The sequence below is a fragment of the Janthinobacterium woesei genome, from assembly GCF_051380875.1.
Taxonomy (GTDB): Bacteria; Pseudomonadota; Gammaproteobacteria; order Burkholderiales; family Burkholderiaceae_D; genus Janthinobacterium.
Map to the genome: position 1 here is coordinate 213,303 of NZ_JBNYXW010000002.1, position 24,231 is coordinate 237,533.

Sequence of the window (24,231 nt, forward strand, 5' to 3'; positions counted from 1 at the left end):
GCATGGGCGGTCATGGCGCAAGATCCTGGCCGCGATGGCGCTTGGCATGCCCGCTGCGCTGCGCCCGGTAGATGCCTGCGTGGCCGGAAAACAGATACGCCACCACGCAGGCGATGGCCGCATATACGCCGATCTCGGCGCCGAACAGTTCCATCGCCATCAGGGTCGAGGCGATCGGCGTGTTGGCAGCGCCCGCGAAGACGGCGACAAAGCCGATGGCGGCCAGCAAGGTGGCGGGTTGATGCAGCAAAGGCCCCAGCGCATTGCCCAGGGTTGCCCCGATGAAGAACAGGGGCGTCACTTCGCCGCCCTTGAAGCCCGTGCCCAGTGAAACGATGGTCAACGCCATCTTGCCGAGGAAATCCCAGGCGGGCAGCGGTTCCTTCAGGGCCTCGACAATGGTAGGAATGCCCAAGCCGATGTATTTGTCCGTGCCCAGCAGCCATACGGCGCCAGCGACGGCCACGCCGCCGGCCAGCGGGCGCAGCGGGGCGTAGCTGATCCAGCGCTGCATCGAGCCGCTCAAGCCGTGCGTGGCTTGCGCAAACACCTTGCCGGTCACGCCGAACAGCATGCCGGCGACCACCATGGCGCCCAGGGTCCAGGCCGAGAGGGCAGGAATGAGGGGCACGGCATAGTGGGTGTGATGCACACCCCACAGCAGACCCACCTGGTCGGCGATGACGGCGGCCGCCAGGCAGGGCAGCATGGCTTCGTAGCGCAAGCGGCCGATGGCCAGCACTTCCAGGCCGAAGATGGCGCCTGCCAGCGGCGTGCCGAAGACGGAGGCAAAGCCGGCGCTGATGCCGGCCATCAAGATGATGCGGCGGTCCTCGTTGCTGAGGCGAAACAAACGCGTGAGCTGGTCGGCCAGCGCGCCACCCATCTGCACGGCCGTGCCTTCACGCCCCACGGAGGCGCCGAACAGGTGCGAGACGACGGTGGCGCCCAGCACTAGCGGCGCCATGCGCAACGGAATGATTTTTTTCGGATCGTGGATTTCATCGATGAGCAAATTTGCGCCGCCTTCCACGCTATTGCCATAGCGCAAATACAGCCAGCCGACGGCAAAGCCCGCCACGGGCAGCAGCCAGATCAGCCAGGCGTGCGCCCGCCGCGTCGCGGTGGCCCATTCGAGGGCGAACAGGAAACCGGCCGAGGCCGACCCCGCCAGCATGGCCACAGCCAAGGCTAGCAGCAGCCATTTGATGAGATACATGAGTAAATCTGTCAGGGCGGAAATCCGCTGCATCGGGCATCCAGTCAGGGCTGATGGGTGGGTGGTATGGCTGATATTGCAGATGCTGCGGATAAGCCCAGGCCTTACAAGCCCAGCTCAGCCACCAGCGCCTGCCCGATGGCGCGCTGCTCGGCCAGGATGGCGCGCAAATGGTGGGGGCGCGTCTTGACGTTGGTCATCACCACGCGCAATACATTCGTTGGTCCCGGATAACGCGTCGATTCCAGCACCGTGCGCGAGACAAAGCTGCGGCCTTCCGCCTTCTGGCGGTTCTGCAGCCTGGCGTTGAGCGTGTTCAACTGCTTGTTGAGCTCGGCGGCCGCATCCACCTGGCCGCCGGCCAGCAAGCTTTCCATGCACTGGCGCAAGTGTGCGGGCACGTAGCGGTAGGTGAGGATGAAGGTGTCGGAGCGCGTGAGCAGCTCGAAATCCTGCTGGTCGGCCAGCAAGGCCAGCAACTGGCTGGACAGGGTGGCCGCCTGCTGCAGCAGGGTGGTGTAGCCGGACACCCCCAGCACCTTGAACGAGGTCCACAGCTTCAAGGCATCGAAGCGGCGCGAGCCTTCCAGGGACGTCTGGCCCAAGTCGCCCGAGTTGTCGCGCAAGATGTAGTTGGCATTGTGTTTCAGCAAGTTCAGGCTGGCGCTGTCCTTGAACAGCACCATGCTTTGCGCCATCGGCACCCACAGCAATTTATGCCCGTCGATGACGACGGAGTCGGCCAGGGCGATGCCGTCGTACAGGGCGCGGTACTGCTCGGCGATCAAGAGGGCGCCGCCCCAGGCCGCGTCCACGTGGAACCAGATGCCTTCGCGCGCGGCTATTTGCGCCATGGCGGCCAGCGGGTCGATGGCGCCCGTTTCCGTGGTGCCGGCGATGCCGACCATGGCGATGATCTTGATATTGCGCAATTTCAAGTCCGCAATCGTGCTTTCCAGCGCGGCAATATCGATGCGGTTGTCGCGCTCGACGGCCACCAGGCGCAGGGCGTTTTCACCGAGGCCCAGGGTGGCCAGGGCTTTCTTGACGGAATAATGGCTGCGCGCCGAGCCGATCACGGCCACTCCGGCGTAAGCGCAGTCTTGCATGGTGGCAAACAGGCCGCGCTTGCGCGTGCCGGGCAATTGTTTCTCCAGGGCTACGGCCAGCGCCGTCAAATTACCCATGGTGCCGCCATTGACGACATTGCCCAGTGCACCGCTGGTGGCGGCCATGGCTTGCGTGTAGACGGCGTCGGCTTGCTGGTACACCTGGCGGTGCAGCCAGCCGAGGACCTGCTTTTCGATCAGGGTCGAGACATACGCCGTCTCGATCTTCACCTGGTTCTGGTTCAGGGCGGCTGTAAACGCTTCGGCCAGCACGCTGACCCAGGGCAAGGCCTGGGTCATGTGGCCGATGTATTGCGGGTGGTTCAGCTGGGCCGTATTGGCCAGCACGGTGGTGTCGAGTTGCTCCAGGAAGGCGGCCACGGGCATGCCGTGCTCGGGCAGGCTCGTGTCGGACAATTGCGTCAGCAGTTCAGCATACGGCGTGTGCGGATACGGCGCGGCGCGGTCGGCGGCCAGCCAGCCGCCCAGCATGCGCAGCGCCTCTTGCAAAGGCGCGGGCGAGCGCTGCAGTGCATCGATGGAAAAATGCTGCTGCAGCAGCTGTTCGATAGCGGTATCGGTCATTGCGCCTTGTCTTTACATCAGTGGCGTAGGAACATCGGGGCCAGACCCGGTGGGTCCGGCCCCTGATTTCGCCGTTGGGTTGATTTTAATTAAAAGTAGTTCAGGCCCAGCGCGGACTTGACTTCATCGGCCGTGCGGGCTGCCACTTCGCGCGCCTTGAACGTGCCTTCTTTCAGCATCTGGATGACCTGGCCCTTGTCCTTGGCGAATTCTTCGCGGCGCGCGCGGATCGGCGCCAGCAATTCTTGCAGCACCACGTCCAGGCGCTTCTTGACGATGCTGTCACCCAGGCCGCCGCGCACGTAATGGGCTTTCATTTCGGCCAGGGCCGCTTTTTCCGGGTCAAACGCATCGAGGTAGGTAAAGGCAACGTTGCCTTCCAGGTGGCCCGGATCTTCCACGCGCAGGTGCAGCGGGTCGGTATAGACTTTTTTCACGGCGGCCGTGATGTCGGCAGATGTCGCGCCCAGGTTGATGGTGTTGCCCAGCGACTTGCTCATCTTCGCCTTGCCGTCGATGCCGGGCAGGCGGCCGATGTCCGGCACCAGCGCCTTGCATTCCATCAATACTTCGCGGTTGTACATGCGGTTGAAGCGGCGCACGATTTCATTCGTTTGCTCGATCATCGGGATCTGGTCTTCACCGACCGGCACCACGCCCGCCTTGAAGGCCGTGATATCGGCCGCCTGGCTGGCCGGGTAGGTCAAGAAGCCGGCTGGAATGTCGCGCTCGAAGCCGCGCAGGCGGATTTCTTCCTTGACGGTAGGGTTGCGCTCGAGGCGCGCCACGGTGACGATGTTCAAGTAGTAAAAGGTCAGCTCGGCCAGTTCGGGAATCTGCGACTGGATGAAGACCGTGGTCTTGGTGGGGTCGATGCCGACGGCCAAATAGTCCAGCGCCACTTCGACGACGTTGCGGTGCACCTTGGCGATGTCGTCCATATTGTCCGTCAGCGCCTGGGCGTCGGCCAGCATGATGAATTGCTTGTAGCTGTTCTGATAGGAAACGCGGTCGCGCAGGCTGCCCACGTAGTGGCCCAGGTGCAATGGGCCGGTCGGGCGGTCGCCCGTCAGGATCACCGATTGCGAAGCGATGGCAGCGGCGGACAGAGGGGCTGCCGGGGTGTTGTCGGTGTCGGGAGTATCTGGGGTATTAGGCAAGCTCATCAAGTTTCCTTTTGAGCCGCCTGCATCGGGGATGATCCAGGCTGGAGCCTGTTACGCCACCGATCGAGGCGGCGTTGATCATGATCACATCACTATGCAGTGGCCGCGCGGAGTGAGCGGGACCACCAATTCAAGCAGGCGTGTTGTGACGGGATAAATTTCATGGCGTTATGGTTGCAGTTCGCACGCGTTCTGTCAAGTTGCGCCCCGATTTATCTGCAGCGCTGCATGGTCGAGCTGCATGATCGGCTTGCCTTCTGCCGGACTTGCTTTCCGGGTACTATTGCCGTTCGGCCACTTTTGCGTGGCATGAATCCATTGGAGAACAGTATGCGCGTGTCGTCACCCGTTCGGCTCCCCGGCCTGGCCCTGGTTATCAGTTCCCTGTGCAGTTCCCTATTTTTTGCGCCCGTGCTGGCGCAAACGCCTCCGATGACGCCCGATATCGGCGCCAGGCTGGTGATGCCCGATGTGAACGATTACGTCAAGCGCGTGGTGATGGTGCCCATGCGCGACGGCGTCAAGCTGTACACGGTAATCGTGGTGCCGCAGGGCGCGAAAAGAGCGCCGATCATGCTGACGCGCACGCCGTACAACGCCGCCCGCCGGGCCCAGCGCGTGGCCAGCGCCAGCATGCTGGCCACCTTGCCGCAGGGCGACGATACCCTGGTGGAAAACGGCTATATCCGTGTCTTCCAGGATGTGCGCGGCAAGCACGGTTCGGAAGGCGACTATGTGATGACGCGGCCCGTGCGCGGTCCCCTGAACGCAAGCCGCGTCGACAACGTCACGGACGCGTGGGATACGATAGACTGGCTGGTGAAGAACGTGCCCGAAAGCAATGGCAAGGTGGGCATGCTGGGTTCCTCGTACGAGGGCCACACGGTGCTGATGGCCCTGGTCGATCCGCATCCGGCGCTGAAGGTGGCCATTCCCATGAGCGCCATGGTCGATGGCTGGCGTGGCGACGACTGGTTCCACAACGGCGCCTTCCGCATGCCCAGCCTGTCATACCTGGCCTGGCAGACGAGCGTGCGCGGCAGCGCCGAGTCGCCCGTGCTGGGCGTCTACGACGAGTATGATGCCTACCTGCGCATCGGCTCGGCCAGCGATTATGCGAAGAAATTCGGCATCGACAAGCTGACCTACACGAAAAAGCTGTTCGAACACCCGGCCTACGACAGTTACTGGCAGGAACAGGCGCTCGACAAGATCCTCGCGAACCGCCCTTTGATTGTGCCCACCATGCATGTGGTGGGGCAATGGGACCAGGAAGATATCTACGGCGCCTACGCGACCTATGCGGCGATGGAAGGGCGCGACAAGCGCAACAACCTCAATTACCTGGCCGTGGGGCCGTGGCGCCACAGCGGCGTCAACTATGAAGGCTCCAGCCTCGGCGCCTTGAAATTTGACGGCGACACGGCGCGCCAGTTCCGTGAAAAAGTCATGCAGCCGTTCCTGAATCAATACCTGAAGGATGGCGCGCCGGAAGCGAACACGGCCCCTGTCACCTCGTACCAGAGCGGCACCAACCAGTGGCAGCGTTTGCAGCAGTGGCCGCTGGCGTGCGACACCTGCGATACCAGGCTGACGCCGATCTACCTGCACGATGGCTACAAGCTGGGCTTTGCGCCAGCGCAAACGGCGGTGGACGCGGCCAGTGGCGCATTCGATGAATACGTGGCCGACCCGGCCAAGCCCGTGCCGTTCGTGGCGCGGCCCGTGCGTCTGAGTGACGGCGATCAGTGGAAACCATGGCTGGTCAGCGACCAGCGCGGCTATGCCGACCGCACGGACGTGCTCAGCTATCTGTCGGAACCGTTGCAACAGGCCGTGCGCATCGCCGGCGCGCCCGTGGTCAATCTGTTTGCCGCCACCAGCGGCACGGATGCCGACTGGGTGGTGAAACTGATCGACGTCTACCCGGACGAAGTGCCGTCGCAGCCAGCCATGGGCGGCTACCAGCTGGGCGTGGCGATGGATATCTTCCGCGGCCGCTACCGCGACAGCTTCGAGCATCCGACGGCCATTCCAGCCGGCAAGGTCGAGCGCTACCGTTTTGCCTTGCCAAACGCCAACCATGTCTTCCTGCCCGGCCACCGCATCGCCGTGCAAGTGCAGTCGAGCTGGTTCCCGCTGTACGACCGCAACCCGCAAACCTTCGTGCCGAACATCTTCCTGGCCCAGCCAGATGATTATAAAAAGGCGACGCAGCGCGTGTACCACGCGGCAGGGGCGGGTAGCGCGATCGAGTTGCCGATCACGCCAAACGAGTAACTTTCAGTGCTCATGCGTGCTGGCATTTAGCCAGCACGCATGAGCACTGCCCCCGCCGCGATCAGGACAATGGCCAGGTAGCGGCGGCGGCTGATTTTTTCGCGCAGGAACAGCGCCGCGATGGCGATGGCGAACAGGATCGATGTTTCGCGCAGGGCGGCGATGGCGGCGACGGGCGCCTGCGTCATGGCCCACAGGGCCAGGCCGTACGAGGCCAGCGAGCCAAAGCCGCCAAAGGCGGCCAGAGGCCATCGCGTTTTCGCATACGCCAGCAAGTCGGCCGGGCGGCGCATTGCCGTCCACAGCAGCAGTCCGGCGCCGTTCAAGACAAAAATCCACATGGTATAGGCGGCTGGCGCGCCGGACAGGCGCACGCCGATGCCGTCGATCAGGGTATAGCTGGCGATGACGACGGCGTTGCCCAGCGCAAAGGCGGTGGCGCGCCCCGTGCTGCTCGGCGCGCTGGCCGTGGCGGGCAGGCGCGCGGCGAAATACAGGCCGAAGATGCCGGCGCAGATGCAGCCGACGGCGCCCATTTGCATGGGGGAAAGGCGTTCGCCGATGAGCGGCCAGCTGGCCAGCGCCACGAGCAAGGGCGCGCTGCCGCGCATCAAAGGGTAGGTGTGGCTCATGTCGCCCGTCTTGTAGGCGGCGGCCAGCAGCGAATAGTAGGCCAGCTGTACCACGGCCGAGGCGCTCAGGTAAGGCCAACTGGCGGGCGAGGGCGCGGCGAGAAAGGGGAGTGCGGCCAGGGAAATGCAGGCGGCGCTCACCGACACCAGCACCGTGCTGAGAAAAATATCCTTGCCCGACTTGACGATGGCATTCCAGCTGGCATGCAGCAGCGCGGCAAATAAAACGACGGCGGCGACCAGGCCGGACATGCGGCTACCTTAACGGGGGCGTATGCTGAGCGATAGCAGTTCCGGCCGGTGATGGCGCTGGAAGCCGTCCATCAGCGCACCCGAGCGGCCGGCCTTTTCCAGCAGTTCGCGCAGGGTGGCCTGGTCTTGCGCCGTCAGCGACTTGCGCGACAGGTAGACGCCGCTCATGCCCCAGGGTAACTCCGGCAACGCTTCCAGGCGCAATCGGTCGGCCAGGCCGTACACGCGCGCATCGATTTGCGCCACGCCGGCGAGGATGGTAGGACCCATGATGGTGGCGTCGATGAAGCCGCTCTGCATCAGGCGCGCCACAGACAGCGCATCGACTTCATAAAACAGGCGGCCCTGGCTGCTCAGTTCCCTGGCCAGCGCCTGGTACTGCGCGCCATAGTCGTAGCCACGCACCAGCGCCACGCGCAATTCGCGCCGCTCGATCAATTCCTGCATGTTATTGATGGGCGCGCGCGCGCTTTGCAGCGAGATCAGGAGAGGGCGGTTGCCCAGCAGGGGAATGAACAGGCCGTGCACGTCGCGCCGCGGCGTGCTGCTGGCCGGTATCAGCATATCTGCCTTGCCCGCTTCAAACATCGCTTCCAGGCGTGCGCGCGGCACGGCCGTGAAAACGAAATTGCAGCCGACCTTGGCACCCATGCTGCGCAGCAGGTCGGGATAGATGCCACTGACGCTGGGGCCGTTGATCACGACGCTGGCGCCGATCGCCGAGACGGGCACGCGAATGTCGCGCGAGCATTGCGCGCCCGCCAACGACGGCAGCGCCAGCACCAGCATGGCCACGGTTCGGCACCAGGCGCTGGAAAAAAAGTCAGTCATACCCATCCTTGCTCAACATCAAATGCCGGGCGTCGGTAACGCGCGGCTGATTTCTCCATTCTCGCCTATTTATTTCCCAAATACAATATTATCCTGGCGACTACTTTGTGGTGAAAACCGCAAGCCTGGCTGCCCGCTGCGCCTTGAAGTAGCGCCATGCCACCACGATGCCCATGGTTTGCATGATGGCGCACAGATAGAAGGTGCTGCCGATGCGCCAGTCCTGCTGCGGCAAATGGCTCACTTCGCCCAGGATCATGCTGCCCAGCAGGGGCATGATGATGATGCCGAGGCTGCTGATTGATTGCAATGAGCCCATCAGTTCGCCCTGTTCGCTGGCGCTTGATGCCTTCGAGATGATGCCTTGCAGGGCGGGGCCGGCGGCAAAGGCCAGCAAGTTGCACAGGATCAAGGCGTACATCATCCAGCCCTGCGTGGCCAGGCCATACAGTAAATAGGTGATGGCGCCCGAGGCCATGCCCAGCAGCGACAGGCGGATTTCACCGAAACGCTTGATGAGCATGCCCAGCAGGCCGGCCTGCACCACGGCAGCGCACAGGCCCACGCAGAACAGGGCGATGCCGTTCTGGCGCGGCGTCCAGTCGAAGCGAAAGTGCGTGTACAGCACCCAGGTGGTGTTGAGCATCATTTGCGCAAACGTCATCAGGCCAAAGGCCAGCACCAGGCCGCGAATTTCCACGCGGCGCACCAGTTTCAGCAGGGCGGCAAACGGATTGATGCGCGCCAGGGTGAATGGCGCGCGCGGGCCTGGCGCCAGCGATTCGGGGACGAAGAAATAGCCGTAAATAAAATTGGCCGCCGACAGGGCCGCCGCCACAAAGAAGGGCAGGTGCAGGTTGACGTCGCCCAGCAGGCCGCCCAGCATGGGTCCGCAGATGAAGCCCAGGCCGAAGGCGGCGCCGATCTTGCCGAAGCTCTTGGCGCGGTTGTCCGGGGTGGAAATGTCGGACGCATACGCGGCAGCCACCGACATGCTGGCCGACGACACGCCGCCGATGGCGCGGCCGATGAACAGGCAGGCCAGGTTCGGTGCCAGCGCGGTGGCGAGGAAGTTGACGCCCATGCCGGCCATCGAATACAGCAGCACGGGGCGGCGCCCCACGCGGTCGCTGATGGCGCCCAGCATGGGCATGAAGATGAACTGCAGCAAGCCGAAGACGGCCGCCATGATGCCGTACCAGAAGGCCTGCGCCTCCTTGCCGCTGACATAGTCGCCGATCAGGATGGGCAGCACGGGCACCACCAGGCCGATGCCCAGCATGTCGATGAAAACACACACGAGGATGAAATTGAGGTTGCCGGCGCGCACAGGCGCGGCGGCGGAGGGCAGGGAATGACTGTCGGGCGAGGTGTTGTCGGACATGCCTGCTTTCTGCGCGCACCCGGCGCAGCCGTGCGGCTGGCAGAGTGCAGTTGTTGGCGTTGCGCCGGCGCGTTCCAGCTTCCTGCTGATGCGCGGCGCGATAGCTGAACCTTATTATAGACAGCATGCGCGATGCTGGCTATCGCCAGCTATGCTATGCGGCGCTGCCCCATTCCTCGGCAAAGGCGGCGCGAAAATCCGTCAGCACGGCCAGCCTTTGTTCGGCCAGGGCGCGGCCCGCCGGCGTCTGCATCTTGCCCGGCAGCTTGTCGAGCTTGGTGACGATATGGTCGAGCGCGTAAGCCTTGTCATCGAGCGGGCGCTGCCGGGCCAGCGGGTCGCTGCCATGCGCCAGCGCGCTGTCCATGCGCGCCGCCGTGTAAAACAGGCGCGCCAGGCCGACGGCGCCCAACGCATCGATACGGTCGGCATCCTGCACGATCTGCGCTTCGATGGTGCGCGCCGGCAAATTGGCGGAAAAGCTGTGCGTCTCGATGGCGTGCGCCACACCGGCCAATTTTTCTGCCGGAAAACCCAGTTCCGCCAGTTGACGGCAGGCCAGTGCGGCGGCCTGACGCGAGGCCAGGTGGCGCTCGGGATGGTTTTTCGGCAAGTTGACCAGGTCGTGCAGATAGCAGGCGGCCATCACGATCAGGGCGTCCGCTTCGCTGTGCTCGTCAAGCAGGAGAGCTGCATTGCGCCAGACGCGGTGCAGATGATTGATGTCGTGGGCGCTGTCGTCGCCCAACCCTGTAATGGCCAGGGCCAGCAGGCGGGGCTGCCATTGGGAAAGCAAAGAATGCATGGGTTCTGACTTTGTAAATAGCAAAGGCGGCTAGTGTGGCATAAAACGCCGACGCCGGTAGCGCCCCCAAGCTGTGGCGGCAATCCAACACAGCTCAGACGCGGCATGCCATTTCGCCCTGCAAAGCGTGGCTGGCCGCTGGCGGCAGGTGGCGCCCTGCGCTTTTTTAGTGCATGTAAAATTTACATGGGGTAACATTGCCGCAAGGAAATTAGAGGCATAAGCTAATGACCAAAAAATATTTGCAAAAAGATATCGGTGGGAGCCATTCCTTGTGGATGGCTCTTGTCACGTCAAAGGCATGCGCATAGCGTGCCATGATTTAATTAAAGGATCAACATGAGCACCATTTCCAGCGAATCTGGCGCGGCTGTCGCCAAAGCTGCCGAGTACCTGGCTTTTACCCTGGGCCAGGAAGAGTATGGCATCGACATCCAGAAAGTGAGCGAAATCCGCAGTTATGAAACGCCGACCCGCATCGCCAACGCGCCCGAGTTCGTCAAGGGCGTGGTCAACTTGCGCGGCATCATCGTGCCGATCGTCGACATGCGCATCAAGTTCAACCTGGGCACGCCCAGCTATGACCAGTTTACCGTGGTCATCATCCTCAATATCGGCAACCGCGTGGTCGGCATGGTCGTCGACCGCGTTTCCGACGTCACTACCTTGCTGCCAGAGCAAATCAAGCCAGCGCCGGACATGGGCCGTTCGATCAATACCGAATACGTGATCGGCCTGGGCACCATCGATGAACGCATGCTGATCCTGGTCGATATCGACTTGCTGATGTCCAGCGCCGATATGGGCCTGATCGAGAAGCTGGCAGCCTAGCGGCTATGGGGTTTTTTTAGAAACTATTGACCCCAAGCATTGTGTGGTTTTTCTGCAAGGCGCACGCTAACGCATCTCCTGGCGCACGGTTCAAGCGAACCGTGCGCCAGTTTATTTTTCACGCCGCTTTGTAACAAAGGCCAGCCAGCGCACGCCCCATTGGCGTGGTCGCCAGCCTCTTTCAATACTGGCGGTAGGGCTCTTTAGGATAGTCACATGAATTTATTACGAAACGTCAGCATTGGTGTTCGCCTCGGGCTTGGTTTTGCCGTTATTTTGCTGTTTTCCATGCTCATTACGGGCATCAGCGTCTGGCGTTTGCACGATGTGGCCACTGCCACGCGCAACATGATGGAGCAGCCGCTGGCCAAGGAACGCTATATTTCCGACTGGTACAGCCGCATCGACAGCGCCGTGCGCCGCACCATCGCCATCGCCCGTAGCAGCGACACCACGCTCAGCGGCTACTTCGCCGAAGAATCGAAAGTCTCCTCGGCCAGCTCGGCCGAACTGCAAAAGAAGATCGAGGCCCTGATCGACAAGGCCGACGAGAAGGTCATGTTTGCCCGCTTGCTGGAGCAGCGCAAGGTATATATCAGTTCGCGCGACCAGGTCTACAAGCTCAAGGGCGAATCCCAGGTCGATGCCGCCAATGAGGTGTTTGGCAAGACCTTCGTGCCGGCCGCCACGACATACCAGAAGATGGTGCTGGACTTGCTGGAACACCAGCGCGCCAGCATCGACGCCACCGCGCGCGACATTGACGATGTTGCCAATACCAGCCGCAACCTGCTGCTGGCGTTGGCCGCGCTGGCGCTGGGCTTTGGCGTCGTGTGCGCCTGGTTATTGACGATGGGTATCGTGCGCCCCCTGCGCACGGCCGTGGAGATTGCCCGCAAGGTGGCCGATGGCGACTTGACGGCGCAAATCGACGCCAGCGCCAAGGATGAAACCGGGCAATTGCTGCTGGCCCTGAAAGACATGAACACCAGCTTGCTCAATATCGTCGGCGAAGTGCGCAGCGGCACGGATAGCATCGCCACCTCGTCGACGCAAATTGCCGCCGGGAATCAGGACTTGTCGAGCCGCACGGAAGAGCAAGCCGGTTCGCTGGAGGAAACGGCTTCTTCGATGGAAGAGCTGACCTCGACCGTGAAGCAGAATGCGGACAATGCGCGCCAGGCCAACCAGTTGGCGGCCTCGGCGGCGCAAGTGGCCGTCAAGGGAGGCGCAGTGGTGGCGCAGGTGGTGGGCACGATGGAATCGATCAACAGTTCCTCGAAGAAGATCGTCGACATCATTTCCGTCATCGACGGCATCGCCTTCCAGACGAATATCCTGGCCCTGAACGCGGCGGTGGAAGCGGCGCGTGCCGGCGAGCAGGGCCGCGGCTTTGCCGTAGTGGCATCTGAAGTGCGCAACCTGGCCCAGCGTTCCGCTTCGGCAGCCAAAGAAATCAAGACCCTGATCGGCGCCTCGGTGGAACAGGTCAACGCGGGCAGCATGCTGGTGGCGCAAGCCGGTTCGACTATGAACGATATTGTCGACAGCGTGCAGCGCGTGAGCGACATCATCACGGAAATCACGGCCGCCAGCAGCGAGCAAAGCGTGGGCATCGACGAGATCAACCGCGCCATCGGCCAGATGGATGCCGTGACGCAACAAAACGCGGCCCTGGTGGAAGAGTCGGCGGCTGCCGCCGAATCGATGCAGCACCAGGCGCACAATCTGGCGCAAGTGGTCAGCGTGTTCAAATTGCATGGCCAGCAGGCCAGCGTCAGCGGCTTGAAGGGCATGCAGCGCCCAGCGGCGAAAGAGCAGAAAGATGCTTTGCGGATCGGCCGCGCCGCTTAATCTTCCAGCGGTGGCGGATCTTCCGCCACCCAGGCGGTGATCGCCAGCTGTGACAGCCGGTCCGCTTCGCCATTGCGGTGGCGTGGCAGCCAGCGCAGTGTCACCGCATTTAATTGTTGCAGCAGGGCCACGACGCTGGCCCGCTGCGCTTCCAGCCCCTTGGCGCCGAGCGGTGTCGTTCCCAGCACATCGTTGATCACCACCTGGCTGTCGCCGTACAGCAGCAATTGGGTGGGCGGCGGACGCAGCTCCAGCGCCGCCTGCAGCACGGCCGTCAGGGCCGCATATTCCGCTTCGCTGCTGTTGCCGTAACCGGCACCCTGGCTCACTTCGATGCGCTCGCCATGCGGCCCCAGCAGCAGGGCGCCTATGCCCAGCTTGCCCGGATTCGGGTGGGCGGAGCCGTCGAACCAGCCGCGCCAGGCCAGCGGCCCGCCATCATCCTGGCGTGCAAGCGCCAGCTGCGCGCGGCGCGCCTGCATTTTCTGTTCCTTCAGTGTTTTGCGTTCATTGCGCTGATTGCGCGCCTCTGCATCCAGCGTCATGGCTTGAGAAACCAGGTATCGACCAGGCTGGCTATCCAGCATGCCGCCAGCACGCCCACGGCCAGCGTCATGGCGGGGCCGTCGCTGGCCGACAGGGCATCGACCCTTTCCACGATCAGTTGCACGTCGAGGGGCAGGGCGCCGCTATTGATCTGTGCCATTAACTGGTCCAGACGTGCCATGATCTGGCGCAAGGCGAACAGCAGCGCAATCAGCGCAGGCACGAGGAAGACGCAGCCGCGCGCCTTGCGTTGCAATAAAAAATGCCCGCTGCCGGGAAACACCAGCGCCGACAGCAGCAGTGCCTGCGTACGCCTGGATAGGGGAGAGCCGCTCATGCGCGCCTTGTATGGGGGAAAGAGCGTTTCATCATACTATTGCCAGCCGAATTTGCGCAGATAGGTGCGTTTCATCAGCGTCGTCAGCAGGGTGTAGCCCACCAGGATGCCCACCAGCCACGGGAAATAGGCGAGTGGCAAGGCTTGCAGCTTGAAGTAAGTGGCTAGCGGCCCCATCGGCAGGAACACGCCCACGGCCATGATGGCTGTGGTGGCCACCAGCAGGGGCACGGAGGCGATGCTGTCGATGAAGGGCAGCTTGGGCGTGCGGATCAGGTGCACGATCAGGGTCTGCGTCAGCAAGCCGACGACAAACCAGCCGGATTGGAACAGGGTCTGCTGTTCGGGCGTATTGGCGCCAAACACATGCCACATCAAAATGAAGGTGCTGATGTCGAAGATCGAGCTGATGGGGCCGAAAAACACCATGAAACGGCCGATGTCGCGCGGGTTCCAGCTCAAAGGCTGCTGGATCATTTCGGCATCGACGTTGTCGAAGGGAATGGCGATCTGCGACACGTCATACAGCAGGTTTTGCACCAGCAAGTGCAGCGGCAGCATCGGCAGGAATGGCAGGAAGGCGCTGGCCACCAGTACGGAAAATACATTGCCGAAGTTCGAACTGGCCGTCATGCGGATGTATTTGAGCATGTTGCTGAAGGTGCGCCGGCCTTCCAGCACGCCTTCTTCCAGCACCATCAGGCTCTTTTCCAGCAAGATGATGTCGGCCGCTTCCTTGGCGATGTCGACGGCCGAATCGACGGAAATGCCGATGTCGGCCGCGCGCAGGGCCGGTGCGTCGTTGATGCCGTCGCCCATGAAGCCGACGATATGGCCATTGCCGCGCAGGGCGCGCACCAGGCGCTCCTTGTGCAGCGGGCTGAGCTTGGCAAACACGGTGTTATCTTCGGCCGCTTTGGCCAGGGTGGCGTCGTCCATTTCGTCGAGTTGCGGGCCTTGCAGCACGCCATGCACGGCCAGGCCCACTTCGCGGCAAATCTTCGCCGTCACCAGATGGTTGTCCCCCGTCAATACCTTTACCGTCACGCCGTGTTCCGCCAGGGCGCGCAGGGCGGGCGCCGTCGATTCCTTCGGCGGATCGAGGAAGGCCACATAGCCGATCAAGGTCAGCGCCGCTTCATCGGCCACGCCATACACGGTTTTATGCGGCGGCACTTCCTTGACGGCAACGGCCACCACGCGTAGTCCCTCTGCATTCAAGCCATGCGTGGTTTCCAGCACCTTCTTGAGCAGGGCCGCGTCGAGTGGGACATTCATGTTGCCCAGGCGCAGATGGCTGCAGGCGGCGAGGATTTCCTCGACAGCGCCCTTGCAGATCAGCTCGTGGTGGTCGTTCCTTTCGGAAACGACGACGGACATGCGGCGGCGCACGAAATCGAACGGGATTTCATCGACTTTCACATAGTCGCGCGCCAGTTGCATTTCCGTTTGCAATTCAACATGGTCGAGCACGGCGCGGTCGAGCAGGTTTTTCAGGCCCGTCTGGTAGTGGCTGTTCAGGAAAGCGAACTGCAGCACTTCATCGGATGGCTTGCCGAATACGTCGGTATGGCGTTCGAGCACGATCTTGTCCTGCGTCAAGGTGCCTGTCTTGTCCGTGCACAGCACGTCCATGGCGCCGAAGTTCTGGATGGCGTCCAGGCGCTTGACGACGACTTTCTTTTTCGACAGTTTCACGGCGCCCTTGGCCAGGGTGCTGGTGACGATCATGGGCAGCATTTCCGGCGTCAGGCCCACGGCAACCGAGAGGGCAAACAAGAACGCTTCCATCCAGTCGCCCTTGGTCCAGCCATTGATCAGGAACACCAGCGGTGCCATCACCAGGGCGAAGCGGATCAGCAGCCAGCTGACGCTGTTGACGCCCGCTTCAAAGGCGGTGGGCGTGCGCTCGGTGGCCGTCACGCGCGTGGCAATGGTGCCGAAATACGTGCGGTTGCCGGTGGCCAGCACCAGCGCGGTGGCTGCGCCGGAGATCACATTCGTGCCCATGAACAACAAATTGGCCAGTTCCATGGGGTCTTTTCCATTGCCGTCGGCCAGTTCGGCCATCTTCTCCACTGGCAACGATTCGCCCGTCATGGCGGCCTGGCTGACGAACAGGTCTTTTGCGCTGAGCAAGCGGCAATCGGCGGGAATCATGTCGCCAGCCGACAGCACGATGATGTCGCCCTGCACCAGTTGGCGGATCGGCAGCTCCGTTTGCTGGCCGTTGCGCAGCACGGTGGCCGTGTTGCTGACCATGGCTTTGAGGCGCTCGGCGGCGCGGTTCGAGCGGCCTTCCTGCACGAAGCGCAGCAGGGTCGATAAAATGACCATGGTGCCGATGACGATGGTCGCCTTCGGGTCTTCTGTCAGGTAGGAAACAATCGCCAGCACCGTCAGCAGCAGGTTGAACGGATTCTTGTAGCACAGCCACAGATGCTGGTACCAGGTCAGCGGTTTTTCGTGCTCGACCTCGTTGGGACCCGTTTGCGCGGCGATAACTTGCGCCTCGGCATCACGCAAACCTCCCGGCCTCGTATGCAGGCGGTTCAGTGCGCTGGACAGGTCTTCATGGGCGGCGCCCAGCAACTGGCGCGCCAGGTGGTCGGGCACGGGGCGGGCGCTGCTGTTTTCCAGCGGCATGGCGCGGCGGCGGAAATGGCCGGCCGTATGGCGCTTGCGCAGGAACGATTCGAACAGGCGGGTGAAGAGATTCATGGCTCTTCCTTTCAATCAATGTGTTGTGAGGTAACGGCGCCAGGGCCGGCAGGGGACAAGGGCGGACGCTTATTGCAGCGGCGCGCCGCTCCAGACCAGACCCAGTGACCAGATGCATTCGCGCGCGCCGCCCAGACGGCGGCCCCAGCTGGCGTCCAGTTGCAGGCGGCCCGGCAGCACGCTGTGGCGCAAGCCCAGCTGCGTGGCGCCGCCAGCGCCGTGCTGGCCGTAGCGTTCCACGCTCCAGGCGGTAGCGCTGTCGAGCTGCTGCTCCAGCGCCAGGCCCCAGGTGGCGTCCGTGCGGCCGGCGTGGCGGCTGCGGGTAGCGCCGAGGTTGGCATGCAGCAAGGTATCCTGGCCTTGCCAAGCCAGGCTGAGCGGCAGATTGATGCTGCTGGACGCTTGCGCGCCTTGTTGCCGTGCCAGTACCAGGCCCAGGCCCCAGCCGTCATCGGCCAGCGGACGCAGGATGGTCTTGCCTTGCAGTATGCTCGCCGTGCGCCGGCTACCAGCCTCGGCGAAGGAGGCGGCGCCCAGCGCCACTTCCCAGTTGCCCGTGACATTGCAAGCTGGCATGGCCCAGCTGGCCGAGGCGCCGGCGCCACCTTCGTGCCAGCTTTCCAGCTGGCAGTTGCCGGGCGCAGCGATGCTGGCATCGTCCACGGCCAGGGGGCGGCCGGCGGGCGCATCGGGGGCGGCCAGCAGCAGTCCCAGAGCCAGGGCGGGCAGCCTTGGGGCGCGTTGTAAAGTTTGATACCAGATCATCACCGTCTCCTGTGCGTACAGGGAGGACAGGCGAGACTTGTAGCCGGGCCAGGCATCATGCCGGACCGCGGGTCGGGGTCAGTAGCCGGCCGTCTGGCCGATTATCAGGGGGAGGTGTTGCGGCAAGTGATTGCCGCAGGCACCGCGCCTTGCTCAGCAAGGCGCGGCAGGGGAGTGCGCGGGCTTGCTGGGATTAATCGTCGATACAAGATCGACTACTGTCACTAGAACAAGTTCCCACGTGTAACTCCGAGAATTAAGAATGAGCGCATGATAAAAGTGCATGCGGACGAGGTCAAGCAAAATAAGTCAACATTACTGAAGCGTAATGTTAGGCAGCGTGCGTCATGGCCAGCGAGTCCGGCAGGATATGCCGCTGCGTTGCCGGCGCTGTCACTGCAGCCATAAAAAAACGGCAGGCCGCGTGGCCTGCCGTTTTGATTTTCATCAGCCCGGCGAGCCGGGCTGATGGCGTTTACTCTTCTTCGTAAGAGCTGATCGGTGCGCAGCCGCAGAACAGGTTGCGGTCGCCGTACACGTTGTCGGCACGGCCGACCGGTGGCCAGTATTTGCGCTGGCGCAAAGAAGCGACGGGGTAGGCCGCAATTTCACGGCTGTACTTGCGTTCCCAGTTGTCCGACATCAACACCTGCGCCGTGTGCGGCGCGTTTTTCAAGGGGTTGTCGTCGTGGTCGAATTCACCGCTGGCGACCTTGGTGATTTCTGCGCGGATGGCGATCATGGCGTCGATGAAGCGGTCGATCTCGACTTTCGATTCGCTTTCCGTCGGCTCGATCATCAAGGTGCCCGGCACGGGGAAGCTCATGGTTGGCGCATGGAAACCGAAGTCCATCAGGCGCTTGGCCACGTCTTCATTGCTGATGCCGGTGGCGTCCGTGATCGGGCGCAGGTCCAGGATGCACTCGTGCGCGACCAGGCCGTCGTGGCCCGAGTACAGCACCGGATAGTGCGGCGCCAGGCGGCGCGCGATGTAGTTCGCTGCCAGAATCGCCGTCTCGGTCGCTGCCGTCAAGCCTTCTGCACCCATCATGGCGATGTACATCCACGAAATCGGCAAGATGCTGGCCGAGCCGAATGGCGCGGCGCTGACGGCGCCGATGCCCGCATCGGCCGCGTCGCGCCGGTAGCCGGAAGAGCGCTGATTCGGCAGGAATTTCGCCAGGTGGGCGCCAACGCCGATCGGGCCCACGCCCGGACCGCCACCGCCGTGCGGGATGCAGAAGGTTTTATGCAGGTTCAGGTGCGAGACGTCGCCGCCAAACGACCCGGGGGCGGCCACGCCGACCAGCGCGTTCATGTTGGCGCCGTCGATGTAGACCTGGCCGCCGTGCGCGTGGATGATGTCGCACAGTTCCTGGATGCCTTCTTCAAACACGCCGTGGGTGGATGGGTAGGTGACCATCACGCAGGCTAGGTTGGCGCTGTGTTTTTCCGCTTTCGCTTTCAGGTCGGCCAGGTCCACGTTGCCGTTGGCGTCGCAGCTGGTGACGACGACCTGCATGCCGACCATATTGGCCGATGCGGGGTTGGTGCCGTGCGCCGACGAGGGGATCAGGCAGATGTTGCGGTGGCCTTCGCCGCGCGATTCATGGTAGGCCTTGATCACCAGTAAACCGGCGTATTCGCCTTGCGAGCCGGCGTTCGGCTGCAGCGAGACGGCTGCGTAGCCCGTCAGCGCGCACAGCATTTCTTCCAGCTGCGAAATCATCTCGCGGTAACCCACGGTTTGCGCGTCCGGCGCGAACGGGTGGATGTTGGAAAATTCCGGCCAGGTGACGGGGATCATTTCGCTCGTCGCGTTCAGCTTCATGGTGCAGGAACCCAGCGGTATCATGGTGCGGTCCAGCGCCAGGTCCTTGTCGGCCAGGCTGCGCAGGTAGCGCAGCATTTCGTGTTCCGAGTGGTAGCTGTTGAAGACGGGGTGGGTCAGGTAGGCGCTTGTGCGTGCCAGCTGCGCCGGCAGGGCGCTGGTGACGCCAGCTTCAACAAAGTCCAGGTCAGGGGCGGCTGGCGCATTGGCCACGCCGTCGGCAAATACGCTCCACAGCAGCGCGATATCGTCGCGCGTGGTGGTTTCATCGAGCGACAGGCCGACATGGGTGCTGTCGATCTTGCGCAGGTTGACGCCGTGACGGACGGCCGTGGCGTGCAGTTTTTCTGCATCCGCGACGTTGATGGTCAGCGTGTCGAAGTAGGTAGTGTTGACGACCTTGTGGCCCAGAGCTTGCAGGTTGGCGGCCAGCACGCCCGTAAAGCGGTGCACGCGCTGGGCGATCTGCAGCAGGCCGGCTGGGCCGTGGTAGACGGCGTACATCGAAGCCATCACGGCCAGCAGCACTTGCGCCGTGCAGATGTTCGAGGTGGCTTTTTCGCGGCGGATATGCTGTTCGCGCGTTTGCAGGGCCAGACGATACGCCTTGTTGCCTTGCGCATCGACGGTCACGCCCACCAGGCGGCCCGACATATTGCGCTTGAATTCATCGCGCGTGGACAAATAGCCTGCGTGCGGGCCGCCGAAGCCGAGCGGCACGCCGAAGCGCTGGCTGTTGCCGACGACGACGTCGGCGCCCCATTCGCCCGGTGGCGTGAGCATGGTCAGGGCCAGCAAGTCGGCCGCGACGATGACCATGGCGCCATTCGCATGCAGTTTTTCCACGCCGGCGCGGTAGTCGCGCACCACGCCGTTGACGCCAGGGTATTGCAGCAGCACGCCGAAGCAGGCATCCAGCGATTCGATTTCGGCGGGATCGAAGGTGCGCACGTCGATGCCGATCGGCTGGGCGCGCGTCTGCACCACTTCCAGCGTTTGCGGCAGCACGTCATTGGCCACATACAGCACGTTCGATTTGGACTTGCCCACGCGCTGGATCAGGGTCATCGCTTCGGCGGCGGCCGTGCCTTCGTCGAGCATCGACGCGTTCGAGATGCCCATGCCGGTCAGGTCGGTGATGACTTGCTGGAAGTTCAGAATGGCTTCCAGGCGGCCTTGCGAAATCTCGGGCTGGTAAGGCGTGTAGGCCGTGTACCAGGCGGGGTTTTCAAAGATGTTGCGCAAAACGACGCCAGGGGTGAAGGTATTGTAATAGCCCTGGCCAATCAGGGTCTTCAGCACCTGGTTCTTGCCGGCGATGGCTTTCAGGCGCGACAAGGCTTCCTGTTCCGGCATCGGCTGCGAGTACGCGCCCAGTGGCAGGGCGCCCTTGTTGCGGATGTTGGCGGGCACCAGGGCGTCGATCAGCGCGGCGCGCGATGGGTAGCCGAGGGTCGCCAGCATGGCTTGCTGTTCGGTGTGGGAAGGGCCGATGTGGCGGGCGATGAAGGCATCGCGTGCTTCGAGTTGGGTCAGGCTGGTGCGGGTCATGATATAGAGGCCAAAAAAGACTGAAAAACCGGGATGCTGCGCGCAGGCGCGGCGGGGGGAAATGCAAACGGGCCGCAAACGCGGCCCGTGAGTCAAACGCGATTAGGCGCTGGTGGTGGCGCCATAGGCGGCAGCGTCGAGCAAGCCGTCCAGGGCCGACACGTCTGCTGGCTTGATCTTGAACAGCCAGTTGGCGTAGGCATCGGCGTTGATCGACTCTGGCGAGTTGACGACGTCGTCGTTGACGGCCACGACTTCACCCGATACGGGGGCGTAGATGTCGCTGGCTGCTTTCACCGATTCCACCACGGCGGCGTCGTCGCCGGCGGTGTAGCTGTTGCCCACGGTTGGCAGTTCGACGAAGACGATGTCGCCCAGGGCGTCCTGCGCGTATTCGGTGATGCCAACGGTGATGCTGCCGTCCGCTTCAAGGCGTACCCATTCGTGGGAAGCGGTGTACTTCAGGTCTGCAGGAATGTTCATGTGTGGCTCCAGATGGTAAGTGTTTTGTGTATTTGTGTATTGATGATGTTTGTTCGGTCTCGCGGGCGGCTCTACGCTTACGCAACCAGGATTTTACCGTTACGCACGAAAGGCAGCTTGACGACGGAGGCGGCCAGTTGCTTGCCGCGGATTTCCACGTGCACGCTGTCGCCTACATTCACGCCGTTCGGCACGCGTGCCAGCGCAATTGCTTCCTGCATCGTCGGGCTGAAGGTGCCACTGGTGATTTCGCCTGTTTGCTCGCTGCCGGCGATGATGACTTTTTGGTGCGCGCGCAGCACGCCGCCTTTTTCGCGCAGGATCAGGCCCACGAATTGCGCGTTCTGGCCTTTCGCCAGCAAGGCTGCCTTGCCGATGAAATCACGCTCGCTGACGAGGTCGATGGTCCATGCCAGGCCGGCGTCGAGCGGGTTGACCGTTTCGTCCATGTCCTGGCCGTACAGATTCATGCCCGCTTCCAGGCGCAGGGTGTCGCGCGCGCCCAGGCCGGCCGGCTTGACGCCAGCGGCTACCAAGGCGTTCCACAGCGCTTCGACCTGGCTTGCCGCCACGCCGATTTCAAAACCGTCTTCGCCCGTGTAGCCGGTGCGCGCCAGCATCACTTCGCCGAATGCCGTGTCCTTGACGATGACGACATTGAATGGCTTGATGGCTTCGGAAGCGGTTTGCGTTTCCGGCAGCACCTGCCACACCTTGGCGCGTGCGTTCGGACCCTGCACGGCCACCAGGGCCATGGCGTCGCCGCCATCGCGGCGCTGGGTAATCGTCAAGCCGCTGTTGCTGGCGGCGTTTTGCTGCTGCATCCAGGCCACGTCTTTTTCGGCCGTGCCCGCGTTGACGACCAGGCGGAACCAGTTTTCGTTGAAGAAGTAGACGATCAGGTCATCGATGACGGTGCCTTCGGCATTGAGCATGCACGAATACAGCGCTTTGCCCGATACTTGCAGCTTGTCGACGTTATTGGCCAGCAAGCCGCGCAAGAAGGCGCGCACGTTTGGCCCCTCGATGTCGACCACGCACATATGCGAGACGTCGAACATGCCGGCGTCGCCGCGCACGGCGTTGTGCTCTTCGATTTGCGAACCGTAGTTGACGGGCATGTCCCAACCGCCGAAATCGACCATGCGGGCGCCGAGGGCACGGTGGGCGTTATTGAGTGGGGTCGCTTTGAGCGTCATGGATTCCTCGGGACGAAGGTAAAGGGGAAGTTAACAGAACACAGAATACGGAGAGCCGACACGGCTATCCATCGTGATCACTGACCCCCCTGTCCTTTGTACCTGAGAGATTACGGGAGCTTGCCCCGTGCGCCCCTTCGGTGGGCCGCCGGCATCACGCCGCGGCCGCTCTCCAGAGTTGAGCTGAGTTGTCGCCAAAGCAACAACTTCAGTCCGCCTGATCGGTCCTTTTGCCTGAGAGTTTTTGGGTAGTGCCCCTTCGGCGGCAACGCTGGATTGCCCTCTCCCGATCAAGTGTGAGGAATATATGCCAGCAGGGGTATTCTGTCAATCTGTAAAGTCGTTGTTCAGGTGTGGCAAAAGGTGTGAAAAAGCGCCTGTTTGCGGGGCTGGCAACGGCAAGAGAACGCCCTCCAGTGCGCCAATTTGCTATGATGAAGTTCTGGTTTTTCTTGCGGGTACATGCCATGGACGATACGCAAAACAACACCGAGCAGCATGGTTACTTCACTCTCTCGGGTGACGTCAACAGCGACATGGTGCGGCGCGTCTTCGACGCCGTGGCCGACATCACCGAAGACAAGCTCACCACCGCGCACATTCTGATCCAGTCGAACGGCGGCTATGTCAGCGATGGCATCTGTCTGTACAACTTCCTGACCAAGTTGCCGCTCGACATCATCACCTATAACGCGGGCGCCGTGGCGTCCATTGCCGTGACCCTGTTTTTATCGGGGCGGCAGCGCCATGCCAGCGATACGGCCCGTTTCATGGTGCACAAGTCGCACGCGACGGCATCGCCCGGTTCGCGGCCCGACGCGCTCAGCATTATCGTCGAAGGCTTGCGTGCCGACGACATGCGCACCGAACGCATCCTGCGCAGCCACGTCAAGCTGACGCAAGAGCAGTGGCTGGTGCACGCCTACTCCGACCTGCACCTGACGGCCGACCAGGCGCTGGACGTGGGCTTGATCGATTCGATTCGCGACTTTGCGCCGCCGAAGGGCAGGCGCCTGACGAATATCTGAGCCGCTGGGCTGGCAGGGCAGGAGTGTTCTTGTTGAAATTTTGTAATGGAATGTAATTCTTTGCTGCTGCGCATCAAAAGCCGCGCGAAACAGGGGCCAGTCATGGCATAGTGCAAGCTGATCATGAAATAAGTACTGGCACGATGATTTGGTGGAATGGAGTTTCTTTTGCGGCCGACATGTCCCTGATGGGGCCGGCAGGCGTGGCGATTGCCCTGTGGCTGCTGGTGTCGCGCCAGTGGAAGCTGGTGCTCAGCTGGAGCCTGTGGTACGGCGGCGGCCTGGCGCTGGTGGTGCTGTCGAAGCTGGCCTTCATGAGCTGGGGCGTGGGCAGCAGCAGCCTCGACTTTACCGGTTTCAGCGGTCATGCCATGCGTGCCGGCGCCGTCTTTCCCGTCCTGCTGTATGTCTTGCTGCAGCGGGCCGCGCTGCGCTGGCGCCATGCGGGCGTCATGGCTGGCGTGGCGTTTGCCGTGCTGGTGGCTATTTCGCGCGTCGTCGTGCATGCGCACAGCGTGTCCGAAGCGGTCAGCGGCTGCGTGCTGGGTCTGGCAGTGGCGCAAGGTTTCATGTGGAATGCCCGCGGCGCCGTGAATATTGCCGTCAGCCATGCGTTGGCCCTGACCAGCCTGGTGTTGATGGTGGCGCTCAGCTTCAAGGCCGAGCCGATGCCGACCGAGCGCTGGCTGCAGAAACTGGCCATGGTGCTGTCCGGCCATGAGCGCGTTTTTTCCCGTGAAGACTGGAAACTGGCGCAAGATGGGCGCCCAGCCCTGTGAGCGGGCGCCAGGACGTGCCTGGAGCTGCTGTTTTTTGGCCAGA

19 protein-coding genes and 2 riboswitches are annotated in these 24,231 nt (G+C 62.7%); of the genes, 5 read left to right on the forward strand and 14 right to left on the reverse strand.

Annotated elements, in window-relative coordinates:
• Positions 1–10: 10 nt before the first annotated feature.
• From ACQ4W6_RS02760 to trpS, 3 genes are all read right to left on the reverse strand, one after another.
• Entirely contained in the window at positions 11–1,252 is a 1,242-nt protein-coding gene (locus ACQ4W6_RS02760; protein WP_436565653.1) for a voltage-gated chloride channel family protein, read from the reverse strand.
• Positions 1,253–1,323: 71 nt separating this feature from the next.
• Positions 1,324–2,913 (reverse strand): pyridoxal-dependent decarboxylase, encoded by a 1,590-nt coding sequence (locus ACQ4W6_RS02765; protein WP_436565654.1) that lies wholly within the window; start codon positions 2,911–2,913, stop codon positions 1,324–1,326.
• 89 nt (positions 2,914–3,002) lie between these two features.
• Positions 3,003–4,079 carry a tryptophan--tRNA ligase gene (trpS, locus tag ACQ4W6_RS02770; protein ID WP_436565655.1) on the reverse strand — a complete coding sequence of 359 codons (1,077 nt, stop codon included), beginning with the start codon at positions 4,077–4,079 and terminating at the stop codon, positions 3,003–3,005.
• Between the two features lie 330 nt (positions 4,080–4,409).
• Between trpS and ACQ4W6_RS02775 the strand changes: the two genes are divergently transcribed.
• Positions 4,410–6,359 (forward strand): CocE/NonD family hydrolase, encoded by a 1,950-nt coding sequence (locus ACQ4W6_RS02775; RefSeq protein ID WP_436565656.1) that lies wholly within the window; start codon positions 4,410–4,412, stop codon positions 6,357–6,359.
• A 26-nt stretch (positions 6,360–6,385) separates the two neighbouring features.
• On the opposite strand, the gene ACQ4W6_RS02780 is transcribed toward ACQ4W6_RS02775, so the two are convergent.
• From ACQ4W6_RS02780 to ACQ4W6_RS02795, 4 genes are all read right to left on the reverse strand, one after another.
• Positions 6,386–7,243: an EamA family transporter gene (locus tag ACQ4W6_RS02780; protein WP_436565657.1), complete on the reverse strand. Its 858-nt coding sequence runs from the start codon at positions 7,241–7,243 to the stop codon at positions 6,386–6,388.
• A gap of 9 nt (positions 7,244–7,252) precedes the next feature.
• Positions 7,253–8,074 (reverse strand): substrate-binding periplasmic protein, encoded by an 822-nt coding sequence (locus ACQ4W6_RS02785; protein ID WP_436565658.1) that lies wholly within the window; start codon positions 8,072–8,074, stop codon positions 7,253–7,255.
• Positions 8,075–8,174: 100 nt separating this feature from the next.
• The gene (locus ACQ4W6_RS02790; protein WP_436565659.1) at positions 8,175–9,458 is read right to left on the reverse strand and encodes a TCR/Tet family MFS transporter; all 1,284 of its coding nucleotides are present in this window, start codon (positions 9,456–9,458) and stop codon (positions 8,175–8,177) included.
• 154 nt (positions 9,459–9,612) lie between these two features.
• Complete coding sequence (locus ACQ4W6_RS02795) at positions 9,613–10,263, reverse strand: HD domain-containing protein (RefSeq protein ID WP_436565660.1); 651 nt, start codon at positions 10,261–10,263, stop codon at positions 9,613–9,615.
• A gap of 339 nt (positions 10,264–10,602) precedes the next feature.
• Between ACQ4W6_RS02795 and ACQ4W6_RS02800 the strand changes: the two genes are divergently transcribed.
• Both ACQ4W6_RS02800 and ACQ4W6_RS02805 read left to right on the forward strand, forming a co-directional pair.
• Entirely contained in the window at positions 10,603–11,094 is a 492-nt protein-coding gene (locus ACQ4W6_RS02800; RefSeq protein WP_436565661.1) for a chemotaxis protein CheW, read from the forward strand.
• 216 nt (positions 11,095–11,310) lie between these two features.
• Complete coding sequence (locus ACQ4W6_RS02805) at positions 11,311–12,948, forward strand: methyl-accepting chemotaxis protein (RefSeq protein WP_436565662.1); 1,638 nt, start codon at positions 11,311–11,313, stop codon at positions 12,946–12,948.
• Here ACQ4W6_RS02805 and ACQ4W6_RS02810 read toward each other — a convergent pair.
• The 7 genes from ACQ4W6_RS02810 to gcvT form a co-directional block, all read right to left on the reverse strand.
• On the reverse strand, positions 12,945–13,493 hold the full coding sequence (locus ACQ4W6_RS02810; RefSeq protein WP_436565663.1) for a ribonuclease HI family protein: 549 nt from the start codon (positions 13,491–13,493) through the stop codon (positions 12,945–12,947). The two genes, ACQ4W6_RS02805 and ACQ4W6_RS02810, sit on opposite strands and share 4 nt — an antisense overlap.
• Positions 13,490–13,831, reverse strand: coding sequence for a hypothetical protein (locus ACQ4W6_RS02815; protein WP_436565664.1), 342 nt, complete (start codon positions 13,829–13,831; stop codon positions 13,490–13,492). The genes ACQ4W6_RS02810 and ACQ4W6_RS02815 overlap by 4 nt, the downstream gene beginning before the upstream one ends.
• A 36-nt stretch (positions 13,832–13,867) precedes the next feature.
• A complete protein-coding gene (gene mgtA / locus ACQ4W6_RS02820) occupies positions 13,868–16,552 on the reverse strand; it encodes a magnesium-translocating P-type ATPase (RefSeq protein WP_436565665.1) in 2,685 nt (894 codons plus the stop codon).
• Between the two features lie 69 nt (positions 16,553–16,621).
• Positions 16,622–17,317 (reverse strand): PA4824 family protein, encoded by a 696-nt coding sequence (locus ACQ4W6_RS02825; protein WP_436565666.1) that lies wholly within the window; start codon positions 17,315–17,317, stop codon positions 16,622–16,624.
• A gap of 475 nt (positions 17,318–17,792) precedes the next feature.
• The gene (gcvP, locus tag ACQ4W6_RS02830) at positions 17,793–20,699 is read right to left on the reverse strand and encodes an aminomethyl-transferring glycine dehydrogenase (RefSeq protein WP_436565667.1); all 2,907 of its coding nucleotides are present in this window, start codon (positions 20,697–20,699) and stop codon (positions 17,793–17,795) included.
• A gap of 102 nt (positions 20,700–20,801) precedes the next feature.
• Entirely contained in the window at positions 20,802–21,182 is a 381-nt protein-coding gene (gcvH, locus tag ACQ4W6_RS02835; protein ID WP_436565668.1) for a glycine cleavage system protein GcvH, read from the reverse strand.
• Between the two features lie 77 nt (positions 21,183–21,259).
• Complete coding sequence (gcvT, locus tag ACQ4W6_RS02840; RefSeq protein WP_436565669.1) at positions 21,260–22,381, reverse strand: glycine cleavage system aminomethyltransferase GcvT; 1,122 nt, start codon at positions 22,379–22,381, stop codon at positions 21,260–21,262.
• A gap of 79 nt (positions 22,382–22,460) precedes the next feature.
• Positions 22,461–22,567: riboswitch (glycine riboswitch) on the reverse strand.
• 26 nt (positions 22,568–22,593) lie between these two features.
• A riboswitch (glycine riboswitch) is annotated at positions 22,594–22,680 on the reverse strand.
• Positions 22,681–22,848: 168 nt separating this feature from the next.
• Here gcvT and ACQ4W6_RS02845 point away from each other — a divergent pair.
• On the forward strand, positions 22,849–23,409 hold the full coding sequence (locus ACQ4W6_RS02845) for an ATP-dependent Clp protease proteolytic subunit (protein WP_436565670.1): 561 nt from the start codon (positions 22,849–22,851) through the stop codon (positions 23,407–23,409).
• Positions 23,410–23,588: 179 nt separating this feature from the next.
• Complete coding sequence (locus ACQ4W6_RS02850; protein ID WP_436565671.1) at positions 23,589–24,188, forward strand: phosphatase PAP2 family protein; 600 nt, start codon at positions 23,589–23,591, stop codon at positions 24,186–24,188.
• Positions 24,189–24,231: the final 43 nt, after the last annotated feature.

Bases quoted from the DNA above. Each gene is read 5' to 3' on its own strand.
- mgtA (WP_436565665.1), bottom strand. From the start codon at position 16,552: ATGAATCTCTTCACCCGCCTGTTCGAATCGTTCCTGCGCAAGCGCCAT.
- ACQ4W6_RS02805 (WP_436565662.1), top strand. From the start codon at position 11,311: ATGAATTTATTACGAAACGTCAGCATTGGTGTTCGCCTCGGGCTTGGT.
- ACQ4W6_RS02785 (WP_436565658.1), bottom strand. From the start codon at position 8,074: ATGACTGACTTTTTTTCCAGCGCCTGGTGCCGAACCGTGGCCATGCTG.
- ACQ4W6_RS02765 (WP_436565654.1), bottom strand. From the start codon at position 2,913: ATGACCGATACCGCTATCGAACAGCTGCTGCAGCAGCATTTTTCCATC.
- trpS (WP_436565655.1), bottom strand. From the start codon at position 4,079: ATGAGCTTGCCTAATACCCCAGATACTCCCGACACCGACAACACCCCG.
- gcvH (WP_436565668.1), bottom strand. From the start codon at position 21,182: ATGAACATTCCTGCAGACCTGAAGTACACCGCTTCCCACGAATGGGTA.
- ACQ4W6_RS02815 (WP_436565664.1), bottom strand. From the start codon at position 13,831: ATGAGCGGCTCTCCCCTATCCAGGCGTACGCAGGCACTGCTGCTGTCG.
- ACQ4W6_RS02775 (WP_436565656.1), top strand. From the start codon at position 4,410: ATGCGCGTGTCGTCACCCGTTCGGCTCCCCGGCCTGGCCCTGGTTATC.
- ACQ4W6_RS02790 (WP_436565659.1), bottom strand. From the start codon at position 9,458: ATGTCCGACAACACCTCGCCCGACAGTCATTCCCTGCCCTCCGCCGCC.
- ACQ4W6_RS02795 (WP_436565660.1), bottom strand. From the start codon at position 10,263: ATGCATTCTTTGCTTTCCCAATGGCAGCCCCGCCTGCTGGCCCTGGCC.
- ACQ4W6_RS02780 (WP_436565657.1), bottom strand. From the start codon at position 7,243: ATGTCCGGCCTGGTCGCCGCCGTCGTTTTATTTGCCGCGCTGCTGCAT.
- gcvT (WP_436565669.1), bottom strand. From the start codon at position 22,381: ATGACGCTCAAAGCGACCCCACTCAATAACGCCCACCGTGCCCTCGGC.
- ACQ4W6_RS02825 (WP_436565666.1), bottom strand. From the start codon at position 17,317: ATGATCTGGTATCAAACTTTACAACGCGCCCCAAGGCTGCCCGCCCTG.
- ACQ4W6_RS02850 (WP_436565671.1), top strand. From the start codon at position 23,589: ATGTCCCTGATGGGGCCGGCAGGCGTGGCGATTGCCCTGTGGCTGCTG.
- ACQ4W6_RS02760 (WP_436565653.1), bottom strand. From the start codon at position 1,252: ATGCAGCGGATTTCCGCCCTGACAGATTTACTCATGTATCTCATCAAA.
- ACQ4W6_RS02800 (WP_436565661.1), top strand. From the start codon at position 10,603: ATGAGCACCATTTCCAGCGAATCTGGCGCGGCTGTCGCCAAAGCTGCC.
- gcvP (WP_436565667.1), bottom strand. From the start codon at position 20,699: ATGACCCGCACCAGCCTGACCCAACTCGAAGCACGCGATGCCTTCATC.
- ACQ4W6_RS02810 (WP_436565663.1), bottom strand. From the start codon at position 13,493: ATGACGCTGGATGCAGAGGCGCGCAATCAGCGCAATGAACGCAAAACA.
- ACQ4W6_RS02845 (WP_436565670.1), top strand. From the start codon at position 22,849: ATGGACGATACGCAAAACAACACCGAGCAGCATGGTTACTTCACTCTC.